The organism is Stenotrophomonas sp. YJH_SMC_91 (assembly GCF_059368495.1).
Genome location: NZ_JCAFRT010000022.1, coordinates 13,262 through 35,732 on the forward strand (window position 1 = coordinate 13,262; position 22,471 = coordinate 35,732).

Below are 22,471 nucleotides of genomic sequence, written 5' to 3' on the forward strand. Positions count from 1 at the left end.
TTCCGGGGGCGGTCAGGCGGCCGCAGAAAGATCGGGCAGTTCGGGGGTGTGCTGCAGCAGCAGGCCGAACTGGCGGGCCAGGTGGTCCAGCAGCACCGGCTTGACGGCCTCCATCCCGGAGGGACCGCCCAAGTCTACCACCGAGGTCACCTGCAACCCCTGATAGCCACAGGGATTGATGCGGTGGAAGGGTTCCAGGTCCATGGCCACATTGAAGGCCAGCCCGTGGAAGGTGCAGCCGCGACGCACGCGGATGCCGAGGGCAGCGATCTTGGCGCCGCCGACATAGACGCCCGGGGCGCCCTCCCGGCGTTCGGCACCGATGTTCCACTCGCCCAGCGTATCGATGATGGCCTGCTCGATGCGGCACACGTAATCGCGCACACCGATGCCCAGGCGCGGCAGGCGCAGCAGCGGGTAGACCACGATCTGGCCGGGGCCGTGATAGGTCACCTGGCCGCCACGGTCCACATGCAGCACCGGGATATCGCCCGGCGCCAGCACATGCTCATCCTTGCCGGCCTGGCCCAGGGTGAACACCGGGTCGTGTTCGACCACCCACAATTCGTCGGCATCGGTGTCGCTGCGCTGGTCGGTGAAGCGCTGCATGGCGCGCCACACCGGCTCGTACGCCTGGCGGCCAAGGTCACGCACCAGCGCCGGACGCGGCGCGCGGTCCTCGGGGGCGGCTTCAGCCGGGCAGCTGTCGGCTACAGCGTCCACTTCACTTCCGGGTGGTCGCGCAGCGCCTGGTGCGCCAGGTCGTACTGTTCGCGGCTCTCGGCCTTGAACACGATGCGGACGGACACGTACTTGCCGTTGGAGGAATGCTTCCAGCTGATGCGTTCATTGACGACATCGATGCCGGCAGCCAGCAGCAGGCGGGGGAGCTCATGTTCCAGGCCGCGGTTGGCCGGGCCCATGGCGCTGAGCTCGAACTGGCCGGGGAACTGGAAGCCGTGGTCGGGGTTGTCGGACTTGATTTCCATGGACCCATTATCGGGCCGCAGGGCAACAAACCCAAGAGTATTCATCAAAGTCAAAGGCGGCACGGGCGAGCCGCTGCGTTGCAGCGAGCGGCGGCGCCCCTGGTGGCCAAACGCCAGCTGACTGGAACCGGCGCGCTCCGGGCCAGATCCGGCCATGGCACCGATCGCACGCATGTAACGAATTGTGCCCCCCGGACAATGTTGTTTTCGGAACAGACAAGTGATCGGAAAGCGCTCGTTCCGTCACGTACTCACGCGTACCGTGTCGTTGCATAAATCGACAGACAACCGCCCCCTTCCCCATGAGCATTCCATCCATGCGTAGCGTCGCAGTCATCGGGCTTTCCGGCCTGCTGGCCGCCACCCTCCCCCTTGCCGCCCAGGCGGCCGAACAATGTGGCCCGGACGCGATGCGCGACCACCCGCCGCAGGTCAACTTCCGCGTCGACAACGACCTGTTTGGTGGCCGCCACCAGGACCAGGGCTATACCAACGGCGCGCAGCTGACCCTGGTCTCGCCCAACCTGGTCGACTACACCGACGACCCCTGCCTGCCGCGCATGGCGCGCTGGGTGAACCAGTACCTGGAAGGCCTGCACCCGGGCAGGTTCGAGCAGCAGAACATGATCTTCAGCATCGGCCAGGGCATCTTCACCCCGACCGACCCGACCCGCCGCGACCTGATCGAGGATGACCGCCCGTATGCCGGCGTGCTGCTGGCCAGCTTCGGTTTCAACGCACGCAGCGGCGACCGCCTGCAGACCACCCAGCTGGCCGTGGGCGTGGTCGGGCCGTGGGCACAGGGCAAGCAGGTGCAGGATGCCGTGCACAACATCCTGGGCGACAAGAAGTTCGAGGGCTGGGACAACCAGCTGCACAACGAGCCGGTGTTCATGCTGACCCACGAGCGCATGCGCCGCTGGCCGGCCGATGCCAGCGTCAATGCCGGCGGCTGGGGCTGGGATGCGATCAGCCACTATGGTGGTGCGATCGGCAACCTGGAAACCAAGGCCAACGCCGGTGGCGAAGTGCGCTTCGGCTGGAAGCTGCCCGACGACTTTGGCAGCACGCCGCTGCGCCCGGCCGGCGAGAACACCGCGCCGACCCGTGGCGGCCGCCCCAGCGGCTGGTCCTGGCACCTGTTTGCGACCACCGACGCGGCATGGGTGATCCGCGACATCACCCTGGACGGCAACACCTTCCGCAACAGCCACAGCGTGGACAAGCGCCACGTGGTGGCCCAGGGGGGCTACGGCGTCGCAGTGATGCGCGGGCGCTGGAAGTTCGCAGTGGCGCGCTACCACAGTACCCGCGAGTTCAATGGCCAGCGCCAGTCGCCGGTGTTCGGAAGCTTCACCATCAGCCGCTCGCTGTAAGCGAGGGGCTGATGGTGAAGCGGGTAGGTGCCGACCGTTGGTCGGCACACCGGTTTGCATCGTTCGCTGCATAAGGCATTTCTTCCGCCGGGCATGACTCGGCGCCATTGCCCGGGCAAAGGCCGAAACGGGTGACCTCCAGGCCGCGTTGGCGCTCGACTGGGTCCACCCTATCACAGGCCAGCGACGAAGCGTGCTGAAAGTACAACTTCTCTCATGGCACGACCGCTGGCGCCACGCTATCTCTGTTCGCACTCCGAGCAGAGGTCCTGTCATGCACCATCATCCACATGCGTTTCGCATGGCATTGGGCATAGCAATTACCGCATGTGCCACCTTCTCGACCACTGCGTCGGCTGGCGATCTGGTTGAGCACTGGATGGAGACCTCACAGGAAGAGGTCCTCGCCTACTGGACGAATGAAAGACTCGCTGCCGTACCCGACAAGGGAGAAGCTGCCATCAAGCCACCGGGGCCGGATCCACTGCAGACCGACGGTGACCCATGGCAGGGCACAGGCCCACACCCTGCTGGTGTCGGGCGGCTTTTCCTGACCCGCCCGGATGGCGAGGACGCTTCGTGCACCGCCACCGTAGTCGACAGCCTTGGTGGCGACATCCTGGTGACAGCATGGCATTGCCTTGCGCAGCTGGACGAGCACGGTGCCGTCCACTGGAGTCGCCACCTTCTCTTCGCACCGTTTTTCGAGAATGGCACTGCGCCGCTGGGAAAGTATCCAGTACGGCGGATCGTCGCACCGCAGGCCTCAATTTCCGGCGCACTCGACACCAGTTTCCTGCAGACCCACACCGATGCATCCGGCCAGGGGCCCGCGCGCCACGCTGGCAGCCAGGCCATTCGCTTCGATGAGCGCCCCGCAACCGGTCCCCGCGTTACGTTCGGCTACCCCGTTTCAGCCAATGGCATCGGCCTCATCCCGCCAACACCCTGGTACGAATTCGGAAATCCCGAATACACCGGCCAGCAACTGGCTTATTGCGCCACTTCACGCGTTGAACTGTCACCGTGTCGACCCTTCGGTTCGGAGAAGATTCTTCAGTGGGGCCTTGTCTGCGTGCAGGGCCCGGGTTCCAGCGGCGGACCGGTGCTGGAAGCGTTTGATTTCGACAACGGCCATGGAATCGTTGTGGGAGTAAACAGCATGGGCGTGGTCAACGACGGCCGCGCCCATCTGTGTTCGGCCGAGACCGAGGCGCTGGCCGAACGTGCCTACTGGTACATCCAGCAGCGCACCCCGTGAAACTTCAAGGTTCTCCATTCAAGCCCGCATCGCGTTCCAACAGAGAAACGAAAAGGCCGGCATTCGCCGGCCTTTTCGTTCACCACACCTGAGCGTGGATCACTCCGATTCCCACCACATCCAGAAGCTGTCCCACAGGCGCTTGAAGAAGCCGGCCTGCTCGACGGCAGCCACGGCCACCAGCGGTGCCTCGGCAATGACCTTGCCATCCAGGGTGACCTTCACGGTGCCGATCTGCTGCCCGGCGGTGAAGGGTGCTTCCAGGGTCTTGGGCACGTCGATGCTCGGCTTCAGGTCGTTGTAGCGGCCGCGCGGCACGCTGACCAGCATCGGCTGCGCCACGCCCAGCTGCACTTTGTCGGTGGTGCCCTTCCAGACCTTGTGCTCGGCCACGGCCTTGCCCGGCTCGTACAGGCGATGGGTCTCGAAGAAACGGAAGCCCCAGTTCAGCAGGGCCAGGCTGTCATCGGCACGCTGCTTCTCAGACGCACCGCCCAGCACCACCGCGATCAGGCGCTGGTCGCCACGCTGGGCCGAGCTCATCAGGCAGTAGCCGGCCTCGGAGGTGTGGCCGGTCTTGATGCCGTCCACGCTGCCATCGCGCCACAGCAGCAGGTTGCGGTTCGGCTGCTTGATGTTGCCGACCTGGAATTCCTTGATCTTGTTGTACGCGTAGGTTTCCGGGTAATCGCGCACCATCGCGCGGCCCAGCAGCGCCAGATCGTAGGCGGTGCTGTGGTGGCCCTGTGCGGTCAGGCCGTGGGCGTTGACGAAGTGCGAGTCCTTCATGCCGATCTTGGCGGCGTAGCTGTTCATCAGCGACGCGAAGGCTTCTTCGCTGCCGGCCACGTGCTCGGCCAGGGCGATCGCGGCGTCATTGCCCGACTGGATCGCCATGCCCTTTTCCATGTCTTCCAGGCGCGCAGTCTGGTTGACCGGGAAGCCGCTGTAGCTGCCGTCGGTACCGGCGCCACCTTCGCGCCAGGCGCGCTCGCTCATCATCACCTGGTCATCTGCACGGACCTTGCCGTTCTTGACCTCGGCGGCGATCACGTAGGACGTCATCACCTTGGTGATGCTGGCCGGGGCCAGCTGCTCGTGGACGTTTTCACCGGCCAGCACCTGGCCGGTGGCGTAATCCATCAGCACCCAGGCCTTGGACACGCTCGGTGCCGGGGCCGGCGGGGTGGCGACGGTGGCCGGGGCGGCAGCGGCGGCGGGCGCCGGCGTGGCCGGAGTCGGCAGCGGCGTCTGGGCGGAAGCCAGGCCCACCACCAGGGTGGCGGCCAGGGCGGTGGCGGCGGAACGGAAATTCATTGGACAGCAGGCTCCAGGGGACGGCCGGGAATGGAGGGTGGAACGTAACGGCCATTGTAAGGCCGGGAGAGCATGGGCCAGCAGCACCGGCCCGGGCGGATCAATCCTTGACGATCTGCGGCGAACCCAGGCCAAGACCGGCGATGCGACCGACAAGTTCCGCAGCACTGGCATGGTCGCTGGCAGGAACGCGCAGGCGGAACAGGGTACGGCCACCGGCGGCGATGTCACTGATGGTCGCGCCGACGATGCCGGCGGCACTGAGCTGGCCCATCGCGCGGTTGGCGTTGTCGCGGTTGGAGAAGCTGGCGACCTGCACCATCACCGCGCCGACCATCTGCTGCGACAGGCTCGGCGCCGCCGCGGCGGCACGCACCGGTGCCGGTGCCACCGCGCGCGGGGCCGTGCTGGCGACAACCGCCGGAGCCGGCGCGGAGGTGCGCACCACCGGCGCGCTTGGCGACAGGCTGCTGACCGCCACATCCGGCGCGGTGATGGCCACGCCCCGGGTGGTGGCCGGCTGGCCGCGCGCCGGGGCGCCATCGGTCGGCAAGCGGTTGACCAGGCGATCAATATCACTGTCGGTGGAAGCACGTGGCGCCGGCACCGGGCGCGCGCTGGCCACTGCAGTGGCGGCGGCCGCTTCAGCCGCACGACGCTCGCGACGCGACGGCTTCTGCGCCATCAGGTTGCTCTCGCCCGGTTGCAGCGCGCGCACCTCGACATTGCCGGTACCGCGTTGGGTGATGCCCAGGCGCACGGCGGCGGCATAGCTGAGATCGACCACGCGGCCGTCATGGAACGGGCCACGATCGTTGACACGCACGATCACCGACTCGCCGTTGTCCAGGTTGGTCACGCGGGCGAAGCTGGGCAGCGGCAGCGTCTTGTGCGCGGCAGTGAACTGGTACATGTCGTAGACCTCGCGGTTGGAGGTCAGGCGGCCATGGAACTTGGCCCCGTAGTACGACGCGGTGCCGCGCTCGACGTAGTCATGGGTGTCGTCGAGCACCTTGTACGACTTGCCCAGCACCACGTACGGCGACTTGTTGCCGATGGCCGAACGTTCCTCGGCGGTCACTTCCGGCTCGGGGATGCAGGCCACGTTGGGAATGTAGTCGGGCGTGCTGTCACGCACGCCTGGTTTGTACAGGCCACCAGCGGTGTAATTGCCGCGGGTGCTGAGGTCTTCCTTGGCCGCTGCATACGGCGAACCTTCCGGGCAGTGCGCCGGTCGCGAACCACGGCCCTGCACCAGCGTGCCGCTGGACTTGCCACCATGGCCGGCCGTGGCCGGCTTCTTCGGCGCGCTGCTGCAGGCCGCCAGCGCGAAGACGATCAAGCTCGGGACCAACCATCTGATGTTCATGCCGGGGGCAGCTCCTGTCCGGCGATGGCCTGGGACAGCTGGAACACGGCCATCGCGTACATCTTCGAGAGGTTGTAGCGGGTGATCGCGTAGTAGTTCTGGAAGCCCAGCCAGTACTGCTTGCCGGTGCTGCCTTCCAGGGTGATCGGGGTGGCGGTGGCGCCCGGCTGCACCGGCGTGCTCGGCTGGTAGCCGCGCTGTGCGAGGTCGGCCAGCGACCAGGTGGGCATCCATTCGGTCGGGTTGAACTCCTCGCGGCCCGGGGCCAGCGTGGCCGGTACCGCAACCTGGCCACCACGCACCCAGCCCCCCTTCTTCACGAAGTAGTTGGCGATGGAGGAGAACACGTCGTCGTAGCTGTTGAACAGGTCGCGTCGACCATCACCGTTGCCGTCCACCGCGTAATCGAGGTAACTGGACGGCATGAACTGGCCCATGCCCATCGCACCGGCATAACTGCCCTTGAGCGTGGTGATGTCCAGTTTTTCTTCGCGGCCCAGCTCGAACAGCTTGGCCAGCTCATCGCGGAAGAACAGCTCGCGGCGCACTTCGCGTTCGAGCTTGGCCGGGTCGCCGCTGCGTGGGTAGTAGAACGCCAGCGTGTACAGCGCATCGAGCACGCGATGGCTGCCGGCATTCTTTCCGTAACTGGTTTCCACGCCGATGATCGCCACGATCACTTCGGCCGGCACGCCGGTGCGCTGCTGCACGCGATCCAGTTCGGCACGGTGTTCGGCCAGGAACGCGCGGCCGCCATCAATGCGTGCCTTGCTGATGAACATCGGCCGGTATTCGTTCCACGGCTTGACCCGCTCGGCCGGGCGCGACATCGCGGCGATGATCGGCTGGCGCACCTGCGCCTGGTCGAGCACGCTGCTGATCTGCTCCGGCTTCAGGCCATAGCGCTTGGCGGTATCGGCAATGAAGCGGGCCCGCGCGACCTCGAACGGCACCGGTGTGAGATCCACCGGCGGCGCGGTAGCCGCAGTTGCTTCGGGTGCAGCCTCGGCCGGCCCATGGGCCTTGGTGGCGGGCTGGCGCGGCGTACTGCTGGCCTGGGGTGAAGACGGTGGGGACTTCGGCTGGGTCGCGCAGGCGACCAGGCCGAGGGTGAGCATGCAGGCCAGAGTGCGTCGAATCATCGTCGCAGGTTAGCAGGTCATGGATGAATTAAAACCCCTAACACCATGAATCACAACGATTTGCCTGTGTTCAGCGGGAAATGTGAAGGCGTCGTGATCGTGCTTCCCCATTCAGAGAGAGGTGGCCGGTTGCGTCCCCATCCCCGCAGACGCAACCGGCGACCGGATCCGGTCGATACCTGCGCGGCTGCCGCTCCCCAGTGGCAGTGCCCCGCGCTCCTTGTATCCGTTGGATCAGTACTGCTTCCCGCCCGACGCCCCCTCGCGCTGCAACGATAGACGGCGCGCCGTGCCGAACGGGCCGCCATTGTGCAGGCCGATTACGACAAGTCCATTGATCAAGATCAACGCGGCGTAAAAGTGTGAACTATCTAACGTTTTTTACGGACTTTGGTCAGCGAGTGTGCTGTCCTGCATCGTTATGAGAACGCTTCCACAGCGAGCGTTGCGCAGAGTCAGGAAGTTTCCAGCCAACGGCGCAGCCCCTCGTGGGTGGTGTCTGGGGTGGTCGCGGAAAGCAGAAGCCGCGGGTGGGCCGGTCGGGTTGGGTACGCGGGGGACGCCGTGAATCCGTCCCTGGAGGCTTGGCAGCCGCATCCATGCGGCTGACACCCCCGCGTACCCAACCCGACCGGCCTCTGACAGATTTCGGAGGTCTGCCACCCACGGAGAAGAAAGAGAAGATCAAAAGCGGGTCGCGACGCTGCGCTTGCTCGTGAGCCGAGCATGGATCGGCTCTACACAAGGCAATGAAGCGACCCGCCAGGCCGCCTTTGCTTTTGATCTTCTCTTTCTTCTCCGTGGGTAGACGCGCACGGAACCTGTCCGTGGCCGGGTAGATGGGCCGCGCAGGGGCGTGAGCCGCATGGATGCGGCGACCGAGCTTACATGGATGTACTTGCAGCGTCCCCTGCGCGGCCCATCTACCCGGCCCCACCCATGAACTGCTTTGCGCGGTCACCCACGAGGGGCTGCGCCGTTGGCTGGAAACCCTATCCCCCGTGCACGGGCCGGTGCCCGCGCACCGCCATCACCAGCCCGATACCCGCCAGCAGCGACACCGCCGAGGTGCCGCCATAGCTGATCAACGGCATCGGAATGCCCACCACCGGCAGCAGGCCGGAAATCATCCCGCCGTTCACCAGTACGTACACGAAGAACGCCAAGCCCAGGCTGCCGGCCAGCAACCGTGCGTGCGTGTCGCGGGCGTGCACCGCGATCCACAGGCAGCGGCCGACCACGAACAGGTACAGCGCAAACACGGTGGCCACGCCGATCCAGCCGAACTCTTCGGCCAGCACCGAGAACGCGAAGTCGGTGGTGTACTCAGGCAGGAAGTCCAGCGTGGCCTGGGTGCCCTGCCCCCAGCCGCGCCCGTCCCAGCCACCGGAGCCGATCGCGATGCGCGACTGCAGGATGTTCCAACCGGTGCCAAGCGGATCCGCCGACGGATCAAGGAAGGTCAGCACGCGATCCTTCTGGTACTGCCGCAGCAGGCCGAACCAGGCCAGCGGCGCGGCAACGGCAAGGCCCGTCGCGCCAGTTGCCACCCAGCCCCAGTGCAATCCGGCCAACAGCAGCGCGAACACGCCGCTGGCGGTGACCAGCGTGGCGGTGCCGAGGTTGGGCTGCATCAGGATCAGCACGACGGGTACACCGATCAGCACGGTGGTGGTCAGTACGGTGCGCGGCGACGGTGGCAGCGGTTGCCGATGCAGGTACCAGGCCATCATCAGCGGCAGGCTGAGCTTGAGCAGTTCGGACGGCTGCAGGTAGAACACGCCGAGATTGAGCCAGCGCTGCCCGTACTTGCCTGTACCGATCACATACACCGCCATCAGCGGCAGCATCGACAGCGCATAGATTGCCGGCGTCCACGCGCGCAGCCGCAGCAGCGAAACGCGGGACAGCAGCCACATCGACGCCAGGCCACCGGCAAAACGCGCCGCCTGCCCAGCCACCGGCCCGGACACGCTGTGCAGCACCGCCAGGCCCGCGCCCATCAGGATCAGCAACGCGATCAGCAATGGCAGATCGATCGTGCGCGCCACCTCACGGCAGCCACCAAGCAGTCGTTTCCATTCCACGCGGGCACGGTAGCAACGGGTGCTTGCGTGAAGCTGTCAGGGTGCTCCTGCTCTCCGTAGCCGAGCTGCGGGGTCAGATCCCTTTTTCCTGTGGAAAAAGGGATCTGACCCCGACGCCGGACTCAACCGTAGCCGCCGTGCACTGGATTGTGGCTGCGCACCGCCATTACCAGGCCGAAACCGGCCAGCAGCGACACCGCCGAAGTACCGCCGTAGCTGATCAGCGGCATCGGCACGCCCACCACCGGCAGCAGGCCGGAAATCATCCCGCCGTTCACCAGTACATAGACGAAGAACGCCAGGCCAGTGGCGCCGGCCAACAGGCGCGAATAGGAATCGCGCGACTGGCTAGCGATCCACAGGCAACGCCCGATCACCACCAGGTACAGGGTCAGCACCAGGGCCACACCCATCCAGCCGAACTCTTCGCTCAGCACCGAGAACGCGAAGTCGGTGGTCTGCTCGGGAATGAAGTTCAGGTGGGATTGCGAGCCCTCGCCCCAGCCCTTGCCATCGAAGCCGCCGGAACCGATCGCGATCTTCGACTGGATGATGTTCCAACCGGCCCCCAGCGCATCCATCTCCGGGTCCAGGAACATCATGATGCGGTCCTTCTGGTACGGCCGCAGCAGCCAGAACCAGGCCACCGGCGCGACCGCAGCCACGCCGCCCACGCCCAGCCCGACCCACCACCACGGCAGGCCTGCCAGCAGCAGTACAAACACGCCGCTGGCGGCGATCAGCACGCCGGTACCGAAGTCGGGCTGCAACATCACCAGGCCGGTCGGCACGCCGATGATGATCAAGGCCACGAGCACGGTGTTGAAGCGCGGCGGCAGCGGCATCTTGTGCAGGTACCAGGCCACCATCATCGGCAGGCTGACCTTCAGCAGCTCGGCCGGCTGCAGGTAGAAGAACTTCAGGTCCAGCCACTGCCGGCCGTACTTGCCGGTGCCGAGCACGAACACCGCCAGCAGCGGAATCATGGAGATCGCATAGATCATCGGCGTGGCCGAGCGGATGCGCAGGATCGGCACCCGCGAGATGCCCCACAGTGCAGCCATGCCCACCGCGAAACGCGCGCCCTGGGCCATCACCAGGCCGTCGCCACCGGCACTCTTCAAGGTGGCCAGGCCGATCACCATCAGCGCGCCCAGGGCGAGGCACAACACCCAGTCCAGCGTGCTGAAGAAGCGGCGCAGCATGTCGCCGGCCCAGCGCAGGAACACTTTCATCGTGCGGGCTCCGCAACCGTCGGGCGTGGCGTGGCCGGCACTGCGGCAGCGGCCGGCGTGCCCGGCTGCGGCGCAGGGGCCGGTTCGGGGGTGGGGGCACCCACCTGCACCGGGTGTTCGCCCAGCTGCGCGGCCGCGAGATCACCGGCCTGGCGTGCGCCGGCGTCTTCGTTGTCGAACGCGGTGGCACCGATGGCGGTGGTACCACGCTCGCTGTCCAGCGGCTGCATGCCCTCGGGCATCTTGCCCAGCAGGTAGGCATCGAACACCTTGCGGGCGATCGGCGCAGCAGCCGAACCACCATAGCCACCGCCTTCCACCGCCACCGCGATCGCGATCACCGGGTTTTCGACCGGCGCGAAGCCGACGAACAGCGCGCGGTGGCGCAGGTGCATGGGCAGGCTCTTCGGGTTCACCGCTGCGGTGCCCTTGCGGCTGATGACCTGCGCGGTACCGGTCTTGCCGGCCATCACGTACGGCGCACCGACCGCCACGCGCCAGCCGCTGCCGCCCGGCCGCATGGTCGCCATCATGCCCTCGCGCACCGCCTGCACGTTGTTGGGGTTGGGGCTGACCGGCTTGCTCTCGCCGGGCGGCGTCGCGGTCCAGTCGCTGTCGAAGCCGTCGCGCTGCTGGATCACCAGGTGCGGGGTGCGCAGCTGCCCGTCGGCCAGCGCGCTGACGCCGCGCGCCAACTGCAGCGGGGTGACCTTCCAGTCGCCCTGGCCGATGCTGATGTTGACCGTATCGCCGGGGTACCAGGCTTCCTTGCGGGTCTTCCGCTTGTAGGCCGGCGACGGCAGGATGCCGCCGATTTCGCCGGTGAGGTCGATACCGGTCGGCTGGCCGAAGCCGTAGTACTCCATGTAATGGTCGAAGCGCTCGATGCCCAGGTCCAGCGCCAGCTTGTAGTAGTAGGTGTTGACCGACTCGGCGATGGACTTGCGCAGATCGGTCCAGCCATGGCCGCCACGATGCGCATCACCCCAGCCACGGCTGGTGCCGGGCAGGTAGAACATGCCGGTGGACAGCACCTTGTCTTCCGGGCGGCGCACGCCCGAGTCCAGGCCGGCCAGGCCGATCAGCGGCTTCAGCGTGGAACCGGGAGCGACGCCGCCGAGCACCAGGCGGTTGAACTGCGGCCGCGACGGGTTCTCGTTCAGCGCCTTGAAGTCGGCATGGGAAATGCCGTTGACGAACAGGTTGGGGTCGTAGGACGGCAGGCTGACCATCGCCAGCACCTCGCCGGTACGGGGGTCCATCGCCACTGCCGAGCCTTCCTGGTCGCCGAAGGCGGCCACCATGGCACGCTGCAGGTCCGCGTCGATCGACAGCCGCAGGTCGGCGCCGGACTGCGCGGCCACCCGGCCGATGGTGCGGATGGCACGGCCCTGCACGTTGGTTTCGACCTGCTCGTAGCCGACCTTGCCGCGCAACTGCTGCTCGTAATAGCGCTCCAGGCCGGACTTGCCGATGTGGGTAAGCGCGGCATTGCCTTCGCCGAGGATCTCCAGGTCCTTGTCGTCGACGCGGCCGACATAGCCGATGATGTGCGCAAACAGGTCACCGTACGGATAACGCCGGGTCAGGTAGGGCTCAAGCTCGACGCCGGGGAAGCGCCAACGGTCGACGGCGAAGCGCGCCATCTCCTCGTCGCTCATGCGCAGCTTCAGCGTGACCGGCAGGAACTTGCGGCGCGCCTTGCGCGACTTGTTGAACGCTTCCAGCTCTTCCGGGCTGATGCTGATGATCTTCGCCAGCCCTTCCAGGGTGGCGTCCATGTCCTTGACCTTGTCCGGGGTCACGTCCAGGCGGAACGCTGGCACGTTCTCGGCCAGCAGGCGACCGTTGCGGTCGTAGATCATGCCGCGCCCGGGCACCACCGGCCGCGGCTTGATGCGGTTGGCTTCCGAGCGCGTGGCGTAGACGTCGTGATCCAGCACCTGCAGCTTGAAGTACCAGCCGCCCAGGCCCAGCAGGCAGACCAGCACGCCCAGGAAACCCAGCGCCGCGCGGCGGCGGAACTGTTCGGCTTCAGCGTGCGGATTCTTGACCTGGCGACGCGGGATCATGGCTCAGCGCCCGCGCTTGCCGAAGCGCACCGCATCCAGCAGCACGAACACCAGCGGCCACAGGCCCATGCCCAGCAGCGGTGCCCACCAGTACGACCACGGCAGGGTCGGTTCACCCACCAGGATGTGCACCAGTGCGCTGACGATGCGGTCGTTGAACAGCAGGCCGCCGATGGCCAGCATCTGCTGCGACATCGGGAAGAAGCGGATGCGGGCGCGGAAACGCTGCAGGATGAAGGCCAGCATCACCAGCCGCAGCGCCTGTTCGCCGAGCACGCCGCCGTACAGCAGGTCGGCGACCACGCCGCTGGCGAAAGCGATGCCCAGGCCGACGCGCTCGGGCGTCTCGATCACCCAGTACGCCAGTACCAGCGCCAGCCAGTACGGGCGCAGCGGCTGCAGCAGCGCCGGCAACGGCAGCAGGCCCAGCAGCAGGGCTACGACCAGGCTGGCCGGCAATACCCACGGGTTGTCGCGCAGGCGGCTCATCGCTGGGCCTCCGGCGTGGTCGGTTGCCGGCCAGCGGCCGGCACTACCGGAGCAGCAGGATCAAGCGAGGATGCGGGAGCAACAGTCCTCGCTTGCGACGAGGGCTGTTGCCGGCCAGCGGCCGGCACTACCGGGGAGCTGACCGGAGCTGGCGTCGTTGTCGCTGGCGCGGCTCCCGCAGGCACGGTGGCGCCGGTGGCCGGGCCACCCGGAGTGGTTTCTTCCAGCTGCAGGCGCAGTTCCGGCGGAATGCGGATCGCCGCACCGGGGCGCAGCAGCAGCACATCACGGCCACGATCCAGCTGGGCGGCTGGCTTCAGTTCGCCGACCAGGAAGGCATGGGTGTCGTCCGGGCGCAGGCCGGTGATGGTGCCGACCGGGAAGCCGGCCGGGAAGCGGCCACCGAGGCCGGAGGTGACGATCTCATCGCCCACTTCCACACCCGCGCTGAGCGGGATGTCGCGCAGCTCCAGCGTGTCGCCGCGACCGTAGACGATCAGGCGTACGCCGTTGCGGGCCACGGTGACCGGCACCGCGTGGTCGGGGTCGGTCAGCAGCAGCACGGTGGAGGTACCGCCGGTGACGCTGATCACCTGCCCCATCAGGCCACCGGCATCGATCACCGCCTGCCCGACATGCACGCCTTCGCGGCTGCCGGCGTCGAGCACCAGGCGCTGCTTCACCGGGTCCAGGTCGATATCCAGGATCGGCGCCAGCTGCACGTCCAGGCCACTGCGCTCGGCCACGTTCAGCAGTTCGCGCAGCTGGGCGTTGTCCAGCGCCGCGGTCTGCAGACGGGTCAGGCGCGCGTTGGCCAGCAGCAGCTGGTTGCGCAGTTCACGGTTCTCGGTGACCAGCTGGGTGTGGCTGGCCGCGGAATCCTTGACCTGGTTGCCGAGCTTGCCGGGCAGACCCGCCAGTGCCCATACAGGCTGCACCAGGCTGTTGGCCTGCTCGCGCAGGCGCGCCAGCCAACCCGCCTGATCGTCAAGGACGATCAGTGTGATGGCCAACGCAAGATAGGCCAGCAACCGCAGGGGGCTGGCGGCATCACCGGATCGGGAGGCAACGGGAGGACCGGCGTAGGGCGGCACGGCAACGATTCAACTGGCAGAAGGCGGAAGGGAAACACGCGGACGCCCCGCCGGTGCCGGCCCGCCATCGCGGCGGGCCGCACCCCGGAAGGGCGCGGCGGGCAGGAACGGCCGGGACGGCTTATTCCGGCGCAAAGAACTCGTTGCCGTGCATGTCCACCAGTTCCAGCGCACGACCGCCACCGCGGGCCACGCAGGTCAGCGGATCGTCGGCCACCTGCACGTGCAGGCCGGTTTCCTCGGAGATCAGGCGGTCCAGGTCACGCAGCAGGGCGCCGCCGCCGGTCAGCACGATGCCGCGCTCGGCAACGTCGGCACACAGTTCCGGCGGGGTCTGCTCCAGCGCCAGCTTGACCGCGCTGACGATGCCCGACAGCGGTTCGTGCAGGGCTTCAAGCACCTCGTTGGAGCTGATCTTGATCATCTTCGGCACGCCCTCGGCGAGGTTGCGGCCGGAGATCTCCAGCTCCTGCACCTCGGCCTGCGGGTAGGCACAACCCAGCTCGACCTTGATGCGCTCGGCGGTGGCTTCACCGATCAGCATGCCGTGGTTGCGGCGCACGTAGTTGGTGATGGATTCGTCGAAGCGGTCGCCGCCGATGCGGACCGAGGCCGAATAGACGATGCCGTTGAGCGAGATCACCGCCACTTCGGTGGTGCCGCCGCCGATGTCGATGACCATCGAGCCACGGGCTTCGGTGACCGGCATGCCGGCGCCGATCGCGGCAGCCATCGGTTCTTCGATCAGGTACACGTCACGGGCACCGGCTTCCTCGGCCGATTCCTTGATCGCGCGGCGCTCGACCTGGGTCGAACCGGCCGGCACGCAGACCAGCACGCGCGGGCTCGGGCGCAGCACGCGCGACTTGTGCACCTTCTTGATGAAGTGCTTGAGCATCGCCTCGGTGTAGGTGAAGTCGGCGATGACGCCGTCCTTCATCGGGCGGATGGTGGTGATGTGGCCCGGGGTACGGCCGAGCATCTGCTTGGCCTCGGCGCCAACGGCTGCCACCGAGCGAGTGCCACCGATGGCACGGTCCTGGCGCACGGCCACGACCGACGGCTCGTTCAGCACGATCCCCTGCCCGCGCACGTAGATGAGGGTGTTGGCCGTGCCCAGGTCGATGGACAGGTCGTTGGAGAACATGCCACGGAGTTTCTTGAACATCTGAGGAAGGAGTCCTGAGGGGTGTCGTGCCCGCCGCGGGATGGCGAAAAAATGGGCAGAAATCGAGGCCGACAAGCCTAGCAACCCGCCTGCCGCCGAGCAAGGAAAAAACTAGCTGAACCCGCGTCTTCACAGGCTTTCGGCCTGATCGGGCATCACCCGGTTCTGGCCCTGAGCGGCACCAGCGGGTAACCTTTGCGCCGTCGGGCGCCCAAGGGCGCCGTTTGCTTGCCCGCTGAACCGGGCCGGCCCACCCCAAAATTCACCGCATAGGCTTACATCGATGTCCGCTCTGATCTGTGGTTCTCTTGCCTTCGACACCATCATGGTGTTCCCGGACCAGTTCAAGAATCACATCCTGCCGGACAAGGTGCACATCCTGAACGTGTCCTTCCTCGTGCCGCGCATGCGCCGCGAGTTCGGCGGCTGCGCCGGCAACATCGCCTACAACCTGCACCTGCTGGGCGGCCAGCCGATCCCGATGGGCACCGTGGGTTCGGATTTCGGCCCGTACCGCGAATACTTCGAAGGCCTGGGCATCGATCTGTCGCGTGTGCGCGTGATCGACGAGCTGTTCACCCCGCAGGCGTTCATCACCACCGACCACGACAACAACCAGATCACCGCCTTCCACCCGGGCGCGATGATGCGCTCCTACGAGAACCATGTGCGCGGCGTGCCGGGCGTGACCCTGGGCCTGGTCGGCCCGGACGGCCGCGAAGGCATGATCCAGAACGCGCAGGAATTCCACGAGGACGGCATTCCGTTCATCTTCGACCCGGGCCAGGCCATGCCGCTGTTCAACGGCCCCGAGCTGCGCGCCTTCATCGATCAGGCCGACTACGTGGTGGTCAACGACTACGAGTCGAACCTGCTGCAGGAGCGCACCGGCTGGGACGAGAAGGAGATCGTCAGCCGGGTCAAGGCCTACATCACCACCCGTGGCCCGAAGGGTGCGGTCATCCACACCCCGGAAAAGAGCTACGACATCCCGCCGGCGCACGAGCGCCGCGTGGTCGATCCGACCGGCTGTGGCGACGCCTTCCGCGCCGGCCTGATCTACGGCATCCAGAAGGGCTACGACTGGCTGACCATCGGCCGCATGGGCAACCTGATGGGCGCGCTGAAGGTCGAGCACCCGGGCACGCAGAACCAGCGCTTCACCTTCGATGAGTTCAACGAGCAGTTCAAGCAGCAGTTCGGTTACGCGCTGGGCGCGTAAGCCGAACTGCCCGCGCATTCCACCTTGTCCCCGCGCCTTCGGCGCGCCCTCTTGAACAACAAGGGGGCTTTCCACCCGATGCGCTGCTGGGAATGCTGTTGGTAGGTGTCGACCTTGGTCGACACTGCCGGCCAGCGGCCGGCACTACCCCTTCTGCCAGGCCGCCAGCCTGGCCACGGGTGTTCTGGTAGGTGTCGACCTTGGTCGACACTGCCGGCCAGCGGCCGGCACTACCCCTTTTGCTGCCAGGCCGCCAGCAAGGCGCGGCAATCGGCGAAATGCCAGTCGGCCCGGCCCGGCCATGGGTTCTCCGGCAGATTGACCAGCACGGTGTGAGCGCCCGCGGCGCGCCCGCACTCCAGGTCGTAGGCGTGGTCACCGACCATCACCGCGTGCGCAGCCCCGATGCCCCAGCGACGAAGATGCTGCTGCAGGCCATCCGGCGAGGGCTTGGGCACCGCTTCATCGCGGCCGATGATGCCGGCGTCGTCGAACAACGCCCCGACCCCGATCGCCTCCAGCGTCAGCTTCGCCAGCGCATGGTCGTTGCGGGTCAGGATGCCCAGTCGGCAACCCGCCGCCGCCAGCGCGCGCAGCAGCTTCACCGCCCCCGGCGCTGGCAACGCGTCCTCGGCCAGGGCGCGCTCGTGATCCAGCAGCCACGCGCGCTTGGCCTGCGCCGGTGCGTCGGGCAATGCCGCGATATGGTCGAGGATGTCTTCCTCCGCGGCGATCTCCAGCGCGCGGCGGATCGCGGCGAAGTCATGCACGGCTACCGTCAGTGTGCCGTCCATGTCGAACACCCAGTGCCGGATCGCGGACAACGCGTGCACTGCGCTGCCCGTCGCAACCCTCACTGCCACCACTGCGGCATGCGGCTGGCGTCGACACCGCCGGTTTCGAACACGGCCGTTCGCGTGCCACCGGCCTTGACCGGGAACTCGATGCTGATCGACTTGCCCTTGCGCGCCAGCTTCCACAGTGCCTTCTGATCGGTGATGAACAGGGCGATGGCTTCATCAGTCTTCGGGCGCCAGGCCGCCATTGGTACCGGCTTGCCGTCATCCACGGTCACTTTCACCGTGCATTGCGGGCAACGGAAATCACCGGCCTGCAGCACCAGGTAGGCATGCCGCTTCCATTCCGGATGATCGCGGAACACCAGCTGCACCGGTTTGGCGCCGCTGCCATCCACGTCCACCCGTTCCTTGCTGTAGATCTGCGCCGAGACCTGGTTGCCCTTGCTGCCCACCGGAATCTGGTTGTACTGCCATAGCCCCTGCATGCGGCGCAGGTCGCGCGCGGCGTCGCCCTTGGCCTTGACCTCGTCGAAGCCTGCGGCGATGCGCTCGGCGGCGGCGGTGTCCTTGTACTGGTCCAGCAGCGAGGCACCATGCAGGCGCGCGCGTTCCCAGTCCTGCGCGGCCACGGCCATGTCGTACTGCTTGGCCACGTCTTCGGCCTTGGCCTCCTTCTGCGCCTGCGCGGCGGCCGCAGCGGCTTCCTGCGCCTTGCGTTCCTCTTCCGGGTTGCTGCAGGCGGCCAGGGCCAGGGTGCAGGCGGTGAGCAGGATCAGTCGTTTCATGGCGGAGGTCCTATGCGAGTGCATCCCGATTCTATCGGCAGCGAAAAGCGGATACACCAACGGCGGGTTTCCCCGCCGTTGGTGGTGAAGCAGTGACCGGTTGCCGGCCAGCGGCCGGCACTACCGCTTACTTGGCTTCAGCCTTGGCCAGCATGTCCTGGACCGAGGCGGTGGTGATCGGGTGGTAGCCCGGCTTGGCCTTTTCGAAGGCCTGCTTGGCCAGTTCCAGACCCTTCGGGGTCTTCACCAGTTCGGCGTAGATCGGCAGGATCAGCTTGCGACGGCCGACGCGCTCGATGAATGCAGCCGCCCCTTCATTGGCCTGCTCGTAGCCGCTGCGGATCGCCAGCGGGTACCAGCGCATGGCGATCTCGCCATTGGGGGTGCCGGTGAAGTGGAAGGCCTTGTCCAGCGTGGCCAGCTTGTCCAGCGGCTGGGTCGCACCGAGGCCGTCGATGAAGCGCACCCATTCCTGGGTGCTCCAGTCGGCGATGACCTGGCTGCTGGGCACGGTACCGGCGCTGGCGAATGCGATGCGCGCGGTATCGACGCTGCTGAAGTTGCGCGACTGCGCCTTGGCCGCGAACGCCGGGATGCCAGGCTCGTCCAGCCACGCCTTCAGTTCGGCCTCGGTCACGGCCGACGGATTCTTCGGCAGCAGGTTCTTCTTCATGTACGCGACGAACTGGTCGGTGTTCGCGCTCTGGAAGGCGTGGTCATCGAACCAGCCCCGCAGGAACGGATCGAAGGTCTCGCGGCCGAAGCGCTGCTCCAGGAACTCCAAGAACCACGAACCCTTGACGTAGGCGACCTGGCTGAGCGCTTCGTCGGGATCACGCTCGTTCAGCGGCGGCAGCGCCAGTGCCTGGTCGGCCGGGCTCATGTCCTTCACTTCGGCCAGCAGGTCGGTCTGGTCGATCTGCTTCTCCATCTCGGCCATCTCCTTGCCGTACAGGGCTTCGGTGATGCGGCCCTGGACGTAGGTGGTGAAGCCTTCATTGAGCCAGATGTCCTTCCAGCTGGCGTTGGTCACCAGGTTGCCCGACCAGCTGTGCGCCAGCTCGTGGGCCACCAGCGAGACCAGCGACTTGTCGCCGACGATCACGGTCGGGGTGGCGAAGGTCAGGCGCGGGTTTTCCATGCCGCCGAACGGGAACGACGGCGGCAGCACCAGCATGTCGTAGCGGCCCCAGCGGTATTCGCCGTACAGCTTCTCGGCGGCACCGATCATCTTCTCGGTGTCTTCGAATTCCTTGGCGGCCTTGTTGACCATGGTCGGCTCGGCCCAGACGCCGGAGCGGCCGGAGATCGGCTCGAACACCAGGTCGCCGGCGGCGATGGCCAGCAGGTAGGACGGAATCGGCTGCGGCATCTTGAAGGTGTAGTCACCGTCACGCGCCGCCTTCGGATCGTTGTCGGCGCTCATCAGCACCATCACGTCCGGGCGCGAGACCACGTGCGCGCTGTAGGTGAAACGCACGCTCGGGGTGTCCTGCAGCGGCACCCACGAACGGGCGTGGATGGCCTGCGACTGGCTGAACATGAAGGGCAGCTTCTTGCCCTCGGTCATCGACGGTGCCAGCCACTGCAGGCCCGATGCGGTCGGCGCGGTGTGGTAGGTCACTTCCACCTTGGCCGGCTGTTCCGGGGCCTCGATGGTCAGCTTGCTGCCGAACACCTTGTCAGCGGCGGCCAGCTCGAACTTCAGCGGGCTGCGCGCGCCATCGGCGGCGACGGCCTCGACCTTGGACACGGTCAGCTCGCGGGTGTCGAGCACCAGCTGCCTGGCGTCCTTCTGCTTCCATTCCAGGGTGTAGGTGGCGGTGCCACCGATCTGCTTCTGGTCGAAGTCCAGCTTCAGATCCAGCGCGATGTCCTTGATGACGACCTTGTCCGGCTCGGCGTACGAGCTTTCGTCGTGGCTGCGGTTCTCGGCGTTCACGGGGGCGGCAGGGGCCTTTGCGGCAGTCGGGGCGGCGGCGGGCGCGGCCGCCTCCTGGGAGCAGCCGGCGGCCAGGGCCACGGCCAGCGGAAGGAGCATCAGCGGATTACGCATGAATCGGGACCGTTACGGGGATCAAACCCCAATGGTACCCCCCTCCGGCCCGGCAGGCGTTGCGCGGTGCGGGGTAATGGCAGGCAAGCCGATCCTGCGCCTCGGGCGCATGCCAACCAAGGTCGGCAGCTACCAGATCGGATCACCGCAGCGGGCGAGCACCAACCACGGTTGGCACCCACCAGAGCGGGGCTTACAGCTTGTAGCCGGAGTGGATCGAAACGATGCCGCCGGTCAGGTTCTTGTAGTGGCAGCGCTCGAACCCGGCCTGCCCCATCATCGCCTTCAGTTCATCCTGCGGCGGGTGCTTGCGGATGCTCTCGGCCAGGTACTGGTAGCTGTCCGAGTCATTGGCGAACAGCTTGCCCAGCTTCGGCAGGATCTTGAACGAGTGGAAGTCGTAGATCGGCTTGAACCAGTCCGCGGTGACTTCGGAGAACTCCAGCACGCGGGCCTGGCCGCCCACCTTCAGCACGCGGTACATCTCGCGCAGGCCAGCGTCCTTGTCGGTCACGTTGCGCAGGCCGAAGGCGATGGTGACCAGGTCGAAGCTGTTGTCCGGGAACGGCAGGGCCTCGGCGTTGCACTGCACGTAGTCCAGGCCGAGCACCAGGCCGCGGTTGGTCAGGCGGTCACGGCCGACCGACAGCATGCCGGCGTTGATGTCGCCCAGCACCACCGAGCCCTCGGCGCCGACGCGCTCCTTCAGCAGGGCGGCGATGTCGCCGGTGCCGCCCGCCAGATCGAGCACGCGGTCGCCCGGCTTCACCTGCGCGGTGGCCACGTAGTAGCGCTTCCACGCCCGGTGCACGCCCAGGCTCATCAGGTCGTTCATCAGGTCGTAGTTGCGCGCGACCGAGGTGAACACCTGGCCGACCAGCTTCTGCTTGTCCTTGGCGGCGACGTCGCGGAACCCGAAATGGGTGGTACCGGCTTTGTAGGGGGATTCGCTCATGGCCCCGATTATCGCACCGCCGGGGGCCAGCGGCACCCCCTGCCCGTATCATGGCGGGCCACGACTTACCGGAGCCCCGCATGATCACCACGCCCGACTACCAGGCCCTGCTGCAGACCGCCATCGCCGAAGCCCGCCAGGGCCTGGCCGAGGGCGGCGTGCCGATCGGCGCAGCCCTGTACCACAACGACGGCCGCCTGCTTGGCTGCGGCCACAACCGCCGCGTGCAGGAAGGCGACCCGTCGGTGCACGGCGAGACCGATGCGTTCCGCAAGGCCGGCCGCCAGCGCCGTTATCAGGACACGATCATGGTCACCACCCTGGCACCGTGCTGGTACTGCTCTGGCCTGGTGCGCCAGTTCAACATCGGCACCGTGGTGGTGGGCGAATCGCGCACCTTCCAGGGCGGCATCGACTGGTTGCGGGAAAATGGCGTCAACGTGATCGACCTGGACAGCCAGGAATGCGTGGACCTGCTGGGCGGCTTCATTGCGCAGCACCCGGAGATCTGGAATGAAGACATCGGCGAATGATCACCACGCAGTGTCCTGTTGAACCCGTTTAATGAACGCTTCAGTGCCGGCACGCCCTAGTGCCGGCAGCGTTTGCGGCCATTGCCGTGAACCAGTGCACAGTCAGCTGCGCAACGTGCACACGCTGCGATAACACCCCGCCCGGCTGCCGCGCCTAGGGTGGGGTTACCGGGACTTCTTTCCCCGGCGGAGCCAGCCATGTGCGCGCACGCCGTACGACCTGCACCAGACTCGATCCTCGACCCGATCCGCGAACGCCTGCAGCGGCAATATGCACTGCACCGGCGCGGCGCGTTGTTCTGGACCGCCTACCAGCGCATGCAACTGGAGCTGGTCCGTCGCCATCCGCTCGACCACGAGCGCCTGTGCAACGCGATGGCCACCCTGGCCGAAGATCTCGGTGCCGTCGAGCACGCGCAGTTGATTGGACATGCCAACGCCAGCTCCACATCGCGCTGACGCGGCATGCACCGCCACATACGCCACACTCCGATGAACCCCCACTCCCTTTCCACTCAACC

20 protein-coding genes are annotated in these 22,471 nt (G+C 66.8%); 5 read left to right on the forward strand and 15 right to left on the reverse strand.

Features of this window, described 5'->3' with window-relative positions; genetic code table 11:
* Positions 1 to 12: 12 nt before the first annotated feature.
* Both lipB and AC5P5X_RS19055 read right to left on the reverse strand, forming a co-directional pair.
* Positions 13 to 723, reverse strand: a complete 711-nt coding sequence (gene lipB, locus AC5P5X_RS19050) for a lipoyl(octanoyl) transferase LipB (protein ID WP_005411066.1) — start codon at positions 721 to 723, stop codon at positions 13 to 15.
* A complete protein-coding gene (locus AC5P5X_RS19055) occupies positions 711 to 989 on the reverse strand; it encodes a YbeD family protein (protein WP_005411067.1) in 279 nt (92 codons plus the stop codon). The genes lipB and AC5P5X_RS19055 overlap by 13 nt, the downstream gene beginning before the upstream one ends.
* 317 nt (positions 990 to 1,306) lie before the next feature.
* Between AC5P5X_RS19055 and AC5P5X_RS19060 the strand changes: the two genes are divergently transcribed.
* Together AC5P5X_RS19060 and AC5P5X_RS19065 are read left to right on the forward strand one after the other, a co-directional pair.
* Positions 1,307 to 2,365, forward strand: a complete 1,059-nt coding sequence (locus AC5P5X_RS19060; protein ID WP_171968432.1) for a lipid A deacylase LpxR family protein — start codon at positions 1,307 to 1,309, stop codon at positions 2,363 to 2,365.
* Between the two features lie 274 nt (positions 2,366 to 2,639).
* Positions 2,640 to 3,626 (forward strand): trypsin-like serine peptidase, encoded by a 987-nt coding sequence (locus AC5P5X_RS19065; protein WP_279730863.1) that lies wholly within the window; start codon positions 2,640 to 2,642, stop codon positions 3,624 to 3,626.
* Positions 3,627 to 3,725: 99 nt separating this feature from the next.
* On the opposite strand, the gene AC5P5X_RS19070 is transcribed toward AC5P5X_RS19065, so the two are convergent.
* The 9 genes from AC5P5X_RS19070 to AC5P5X_RS19110 form a co-directional block, all read right to left on the reverse strand.
* Positions 3,726 to 4,943, reverse strand: coding sequence for a D-alanyl-D-alanine carboxypeptidase family protein (locus tag AC5P5X_RS19070; RefSeq protein ID WP_111189020.1), 1,218 nt, complete (start codon positions 4,941 to 4,943; stop codon positions 3,726 to 3,728).
* Positions 4,944 to 5,043: 100 nt separating this feature from the next.
* The gene (locus AC5P5X_RS19075) at positions 5,044 to 6,312 is read right to left on the reverse strand and encodes a septal ring lytic transglycosylase RlpA family protein (protein ID WP_111189019.1); all 1,269 of its coding nucleotides are present in this window, start codon (positions 6,310 to 6,312) and stop codon (positions 5,044 to 5,046) included.
* The gene (gene mltB, locus AC5P5X_RS19080; RefSeq protein WP_012481291.1) at positions 6,309 to 7,454 is read right to left on the reverse strand and encodes a lytic murein transglycosylase B; all 1,146 of its coding nucleotides are present in this window, start codon (positions 7,452 to 7,454) and stop codon (positions 6,309 to 6,311) included. The genes AC5P5X_RS19075 and mltB overlap by 4 nt, the downstream gene beginning before the upstream one ends.
* Before the next feature lie 992 nt (positions 7,455 to 8,446).
* Positions 8,447 to 9,541 carry a rod shape-determining protein RodA gene (rodA, locus tag AC5P5X_RS19085; RefSeq protein WP_111189018.1) on the reverse strand — a complete coding sequence of 365 codons (1,095 nt, stop codon included), beginning with the start codon at positions 9,539 to 9,541 and terminating at the stop codon, positions 8,447 to 8,449.
* A gap of 122 nt (positions 9,542 to 9,663) precedes the next feature.
* A complete protein-coding gene (rodA, locus tag AC5P5X_RS19090; RefSeq protein WP_005411073.1) occupies positions 9,664 to 10,776 on the reverse strand; it encodes a rod shape-determining protein RodA in 1,113 nt (370 codons plus the stop codon).
* Entirely contained in the window at positions 10,773 to 12,848 is a 2,076-nt protein-coding gene (gene mrdA, locus AC5P5X_RS19095) for a penicillin-binding protein 2 (RefSeq protein WP_005414510.1), read from the reverse strand. Before mrdA ends, rodA (AC5P5X_RS19090) begins: the two co-directional genes overlap by 4 nt.
* A 3-nt stretch (positions 12,849 to 12,851) precedes the next feature.
* Positions 12,852 to 13,337 carry a rod shape-determining protein MreD gene (gene mreD, locus AC5P5X_RS19100; RefSeq protein ID WP_005411075.1) on the reverse strand — a complete coding sequence of 162 codons (486 nt, stop codon included), beginning with the start codon at positions 13,335 to 13,337 and terminating at the stop codon, positions 12,852 to 12,854.
* A complete protein-coding gene (gene mreC / locus AC5P5X_RS19105) occupies positions 13,334 to 14,431 on the reverse strand; it encodes a rod shape-determining protein MreC (protein ID WP_049450451.1) in 1,098 nt (365 codons plus the stop codon). Before mreC ends, mreD begins: the two co-directional genes overlap by 4 nt.
* A gap of 121 nt (positions 14,432 to 14,552) precedes the next feature.
* Positions 14,553 to 15,599: a rod shape-determining protein gene (locus AC5P5X_RS19110; RefSeq protein ID WP_005411077.1), complete on the reverse strand. Its 1,047-nt coding sequence runs from the start codon at positions 15,597 to 15,599 to the stop codon at positions 14,553 to 14,555.
* A gap of 283 nt (positions 15,600 to 15,882) precedes the next feature.
* Between AC5P5X_RS19110 and AC5P5X_RS19115 the strand changes: the two genes are divergently transcribed.
* On the forward strand, positions 15,883 to 16,821 hold the full coding sequence (locus AC5P5X_RS19115) for a carbohydrate kinase family protein (RefSeq protein ID WP_005411078.1): 939 nt from the start codon (positions 15,883 to 15,885) through the stop codon (positions 16,819 to 16,821).
* A gap of 230 nt (positions 16,822 to 17,051) precedes the next feature.
* On the opposite strand, the gene AC5P5X_RS19120 is transcribed toward AC5P5X_RS19115, so the two are convergent.
* From AC5P5X_RS19120 to ubiE, 4 genes are all read right to left on the reverse strand, one after another.
* A complete protein-coding gene (locus AC5P5X_RS19120) occupies positions 17,052 to 17,687 on the reverse strand; it encodes an HAD family hydrolase (RefSeq protein WP_111189690.1) in 636 nt (211 codons plus the stop codon).
* Positions 17,675 to 18,406 carry a hypothetical protein gene (locus tag AC5P5X_RS19125; protein ID WP_005411080.1) on the reverse strand — a complete coding sequence of 244 codons (732 nt, stop codon included), beginning with the start codon at positions 18,404 to 18,406 and terminating at the stop codon, positions 17,675 to 17,677. The genes AC5P5X_RS19120 and AC5P5X_RS19125 overlap by 13 nt, the downstream gene beginning before the upstream one ends.
* Before the next feature lie 127 nt (positions 18,407 to 18,533).
* Positions 18,534 to 20,462, reverse strand: a complete 1,929-nt coding sequence (locus tag AC5P5X_RS19130; protein WP_005414514.1) for a M1 family metallopeptidase — start codon at positions 20,460 to 20,462, stop codon at positions 18,534 to 18,536.
* Between the two features lie 193 nt (positions 20,463 to 20,655).
* On the reverse strand, positions 20,656 to 21,417 hold the full coding sequence (gene ubiE / locus AC5P5X_RS19135; RefSeq protein ID WP_005411082.1) for a bifunctional demethylmenaquinone methyltransferase/2-methoxy-6-polyprenyl-1,4-benzoquinol methylase UbiE: 762 nt from the start codon (positions 21,415 to 21,417) through the stop codon (positions 20,656 to 20,658).
* Between the two features lie 80 nt (positions 21,418 to 21,497).
* Here ubiE and AC5P5X_RS19140 point away from each other — a divergent pair, with 80 nt between their 5' ends.
* Both AC5P5X_RS19140 and AC5P5X_RS19145 read left to right on the forward strand, forming a co-directional pair.
* The gene (locus AC5P5X_RS19140) at positions 21,498 to 21,950 is read left to right on the forward strand and encodes a nucleoside deaminase (protein ID WP_005411083.1); all 453 of its coding nucleotides are present in this window, start codon (positions 21,498 to 21,500) and stop codon (positions 21,948 to 21,950) included.
* 198 nt (positions 21,951 to 22,148) lie between these two features.
* Complete coding sequence (locus AC5P5X_RS19145; RefSeq protein WP_005414515.1) at positions 22,149 to 22,409, forward strand: hypothetical protein; 261 nt, start codon at positions 22,149 to 22,151, stop codon at positions 22,407 to 22,409.
* The last annotated feature ends 62 nt before the right edge of the window (positions 22,410 to 22,471 follow it).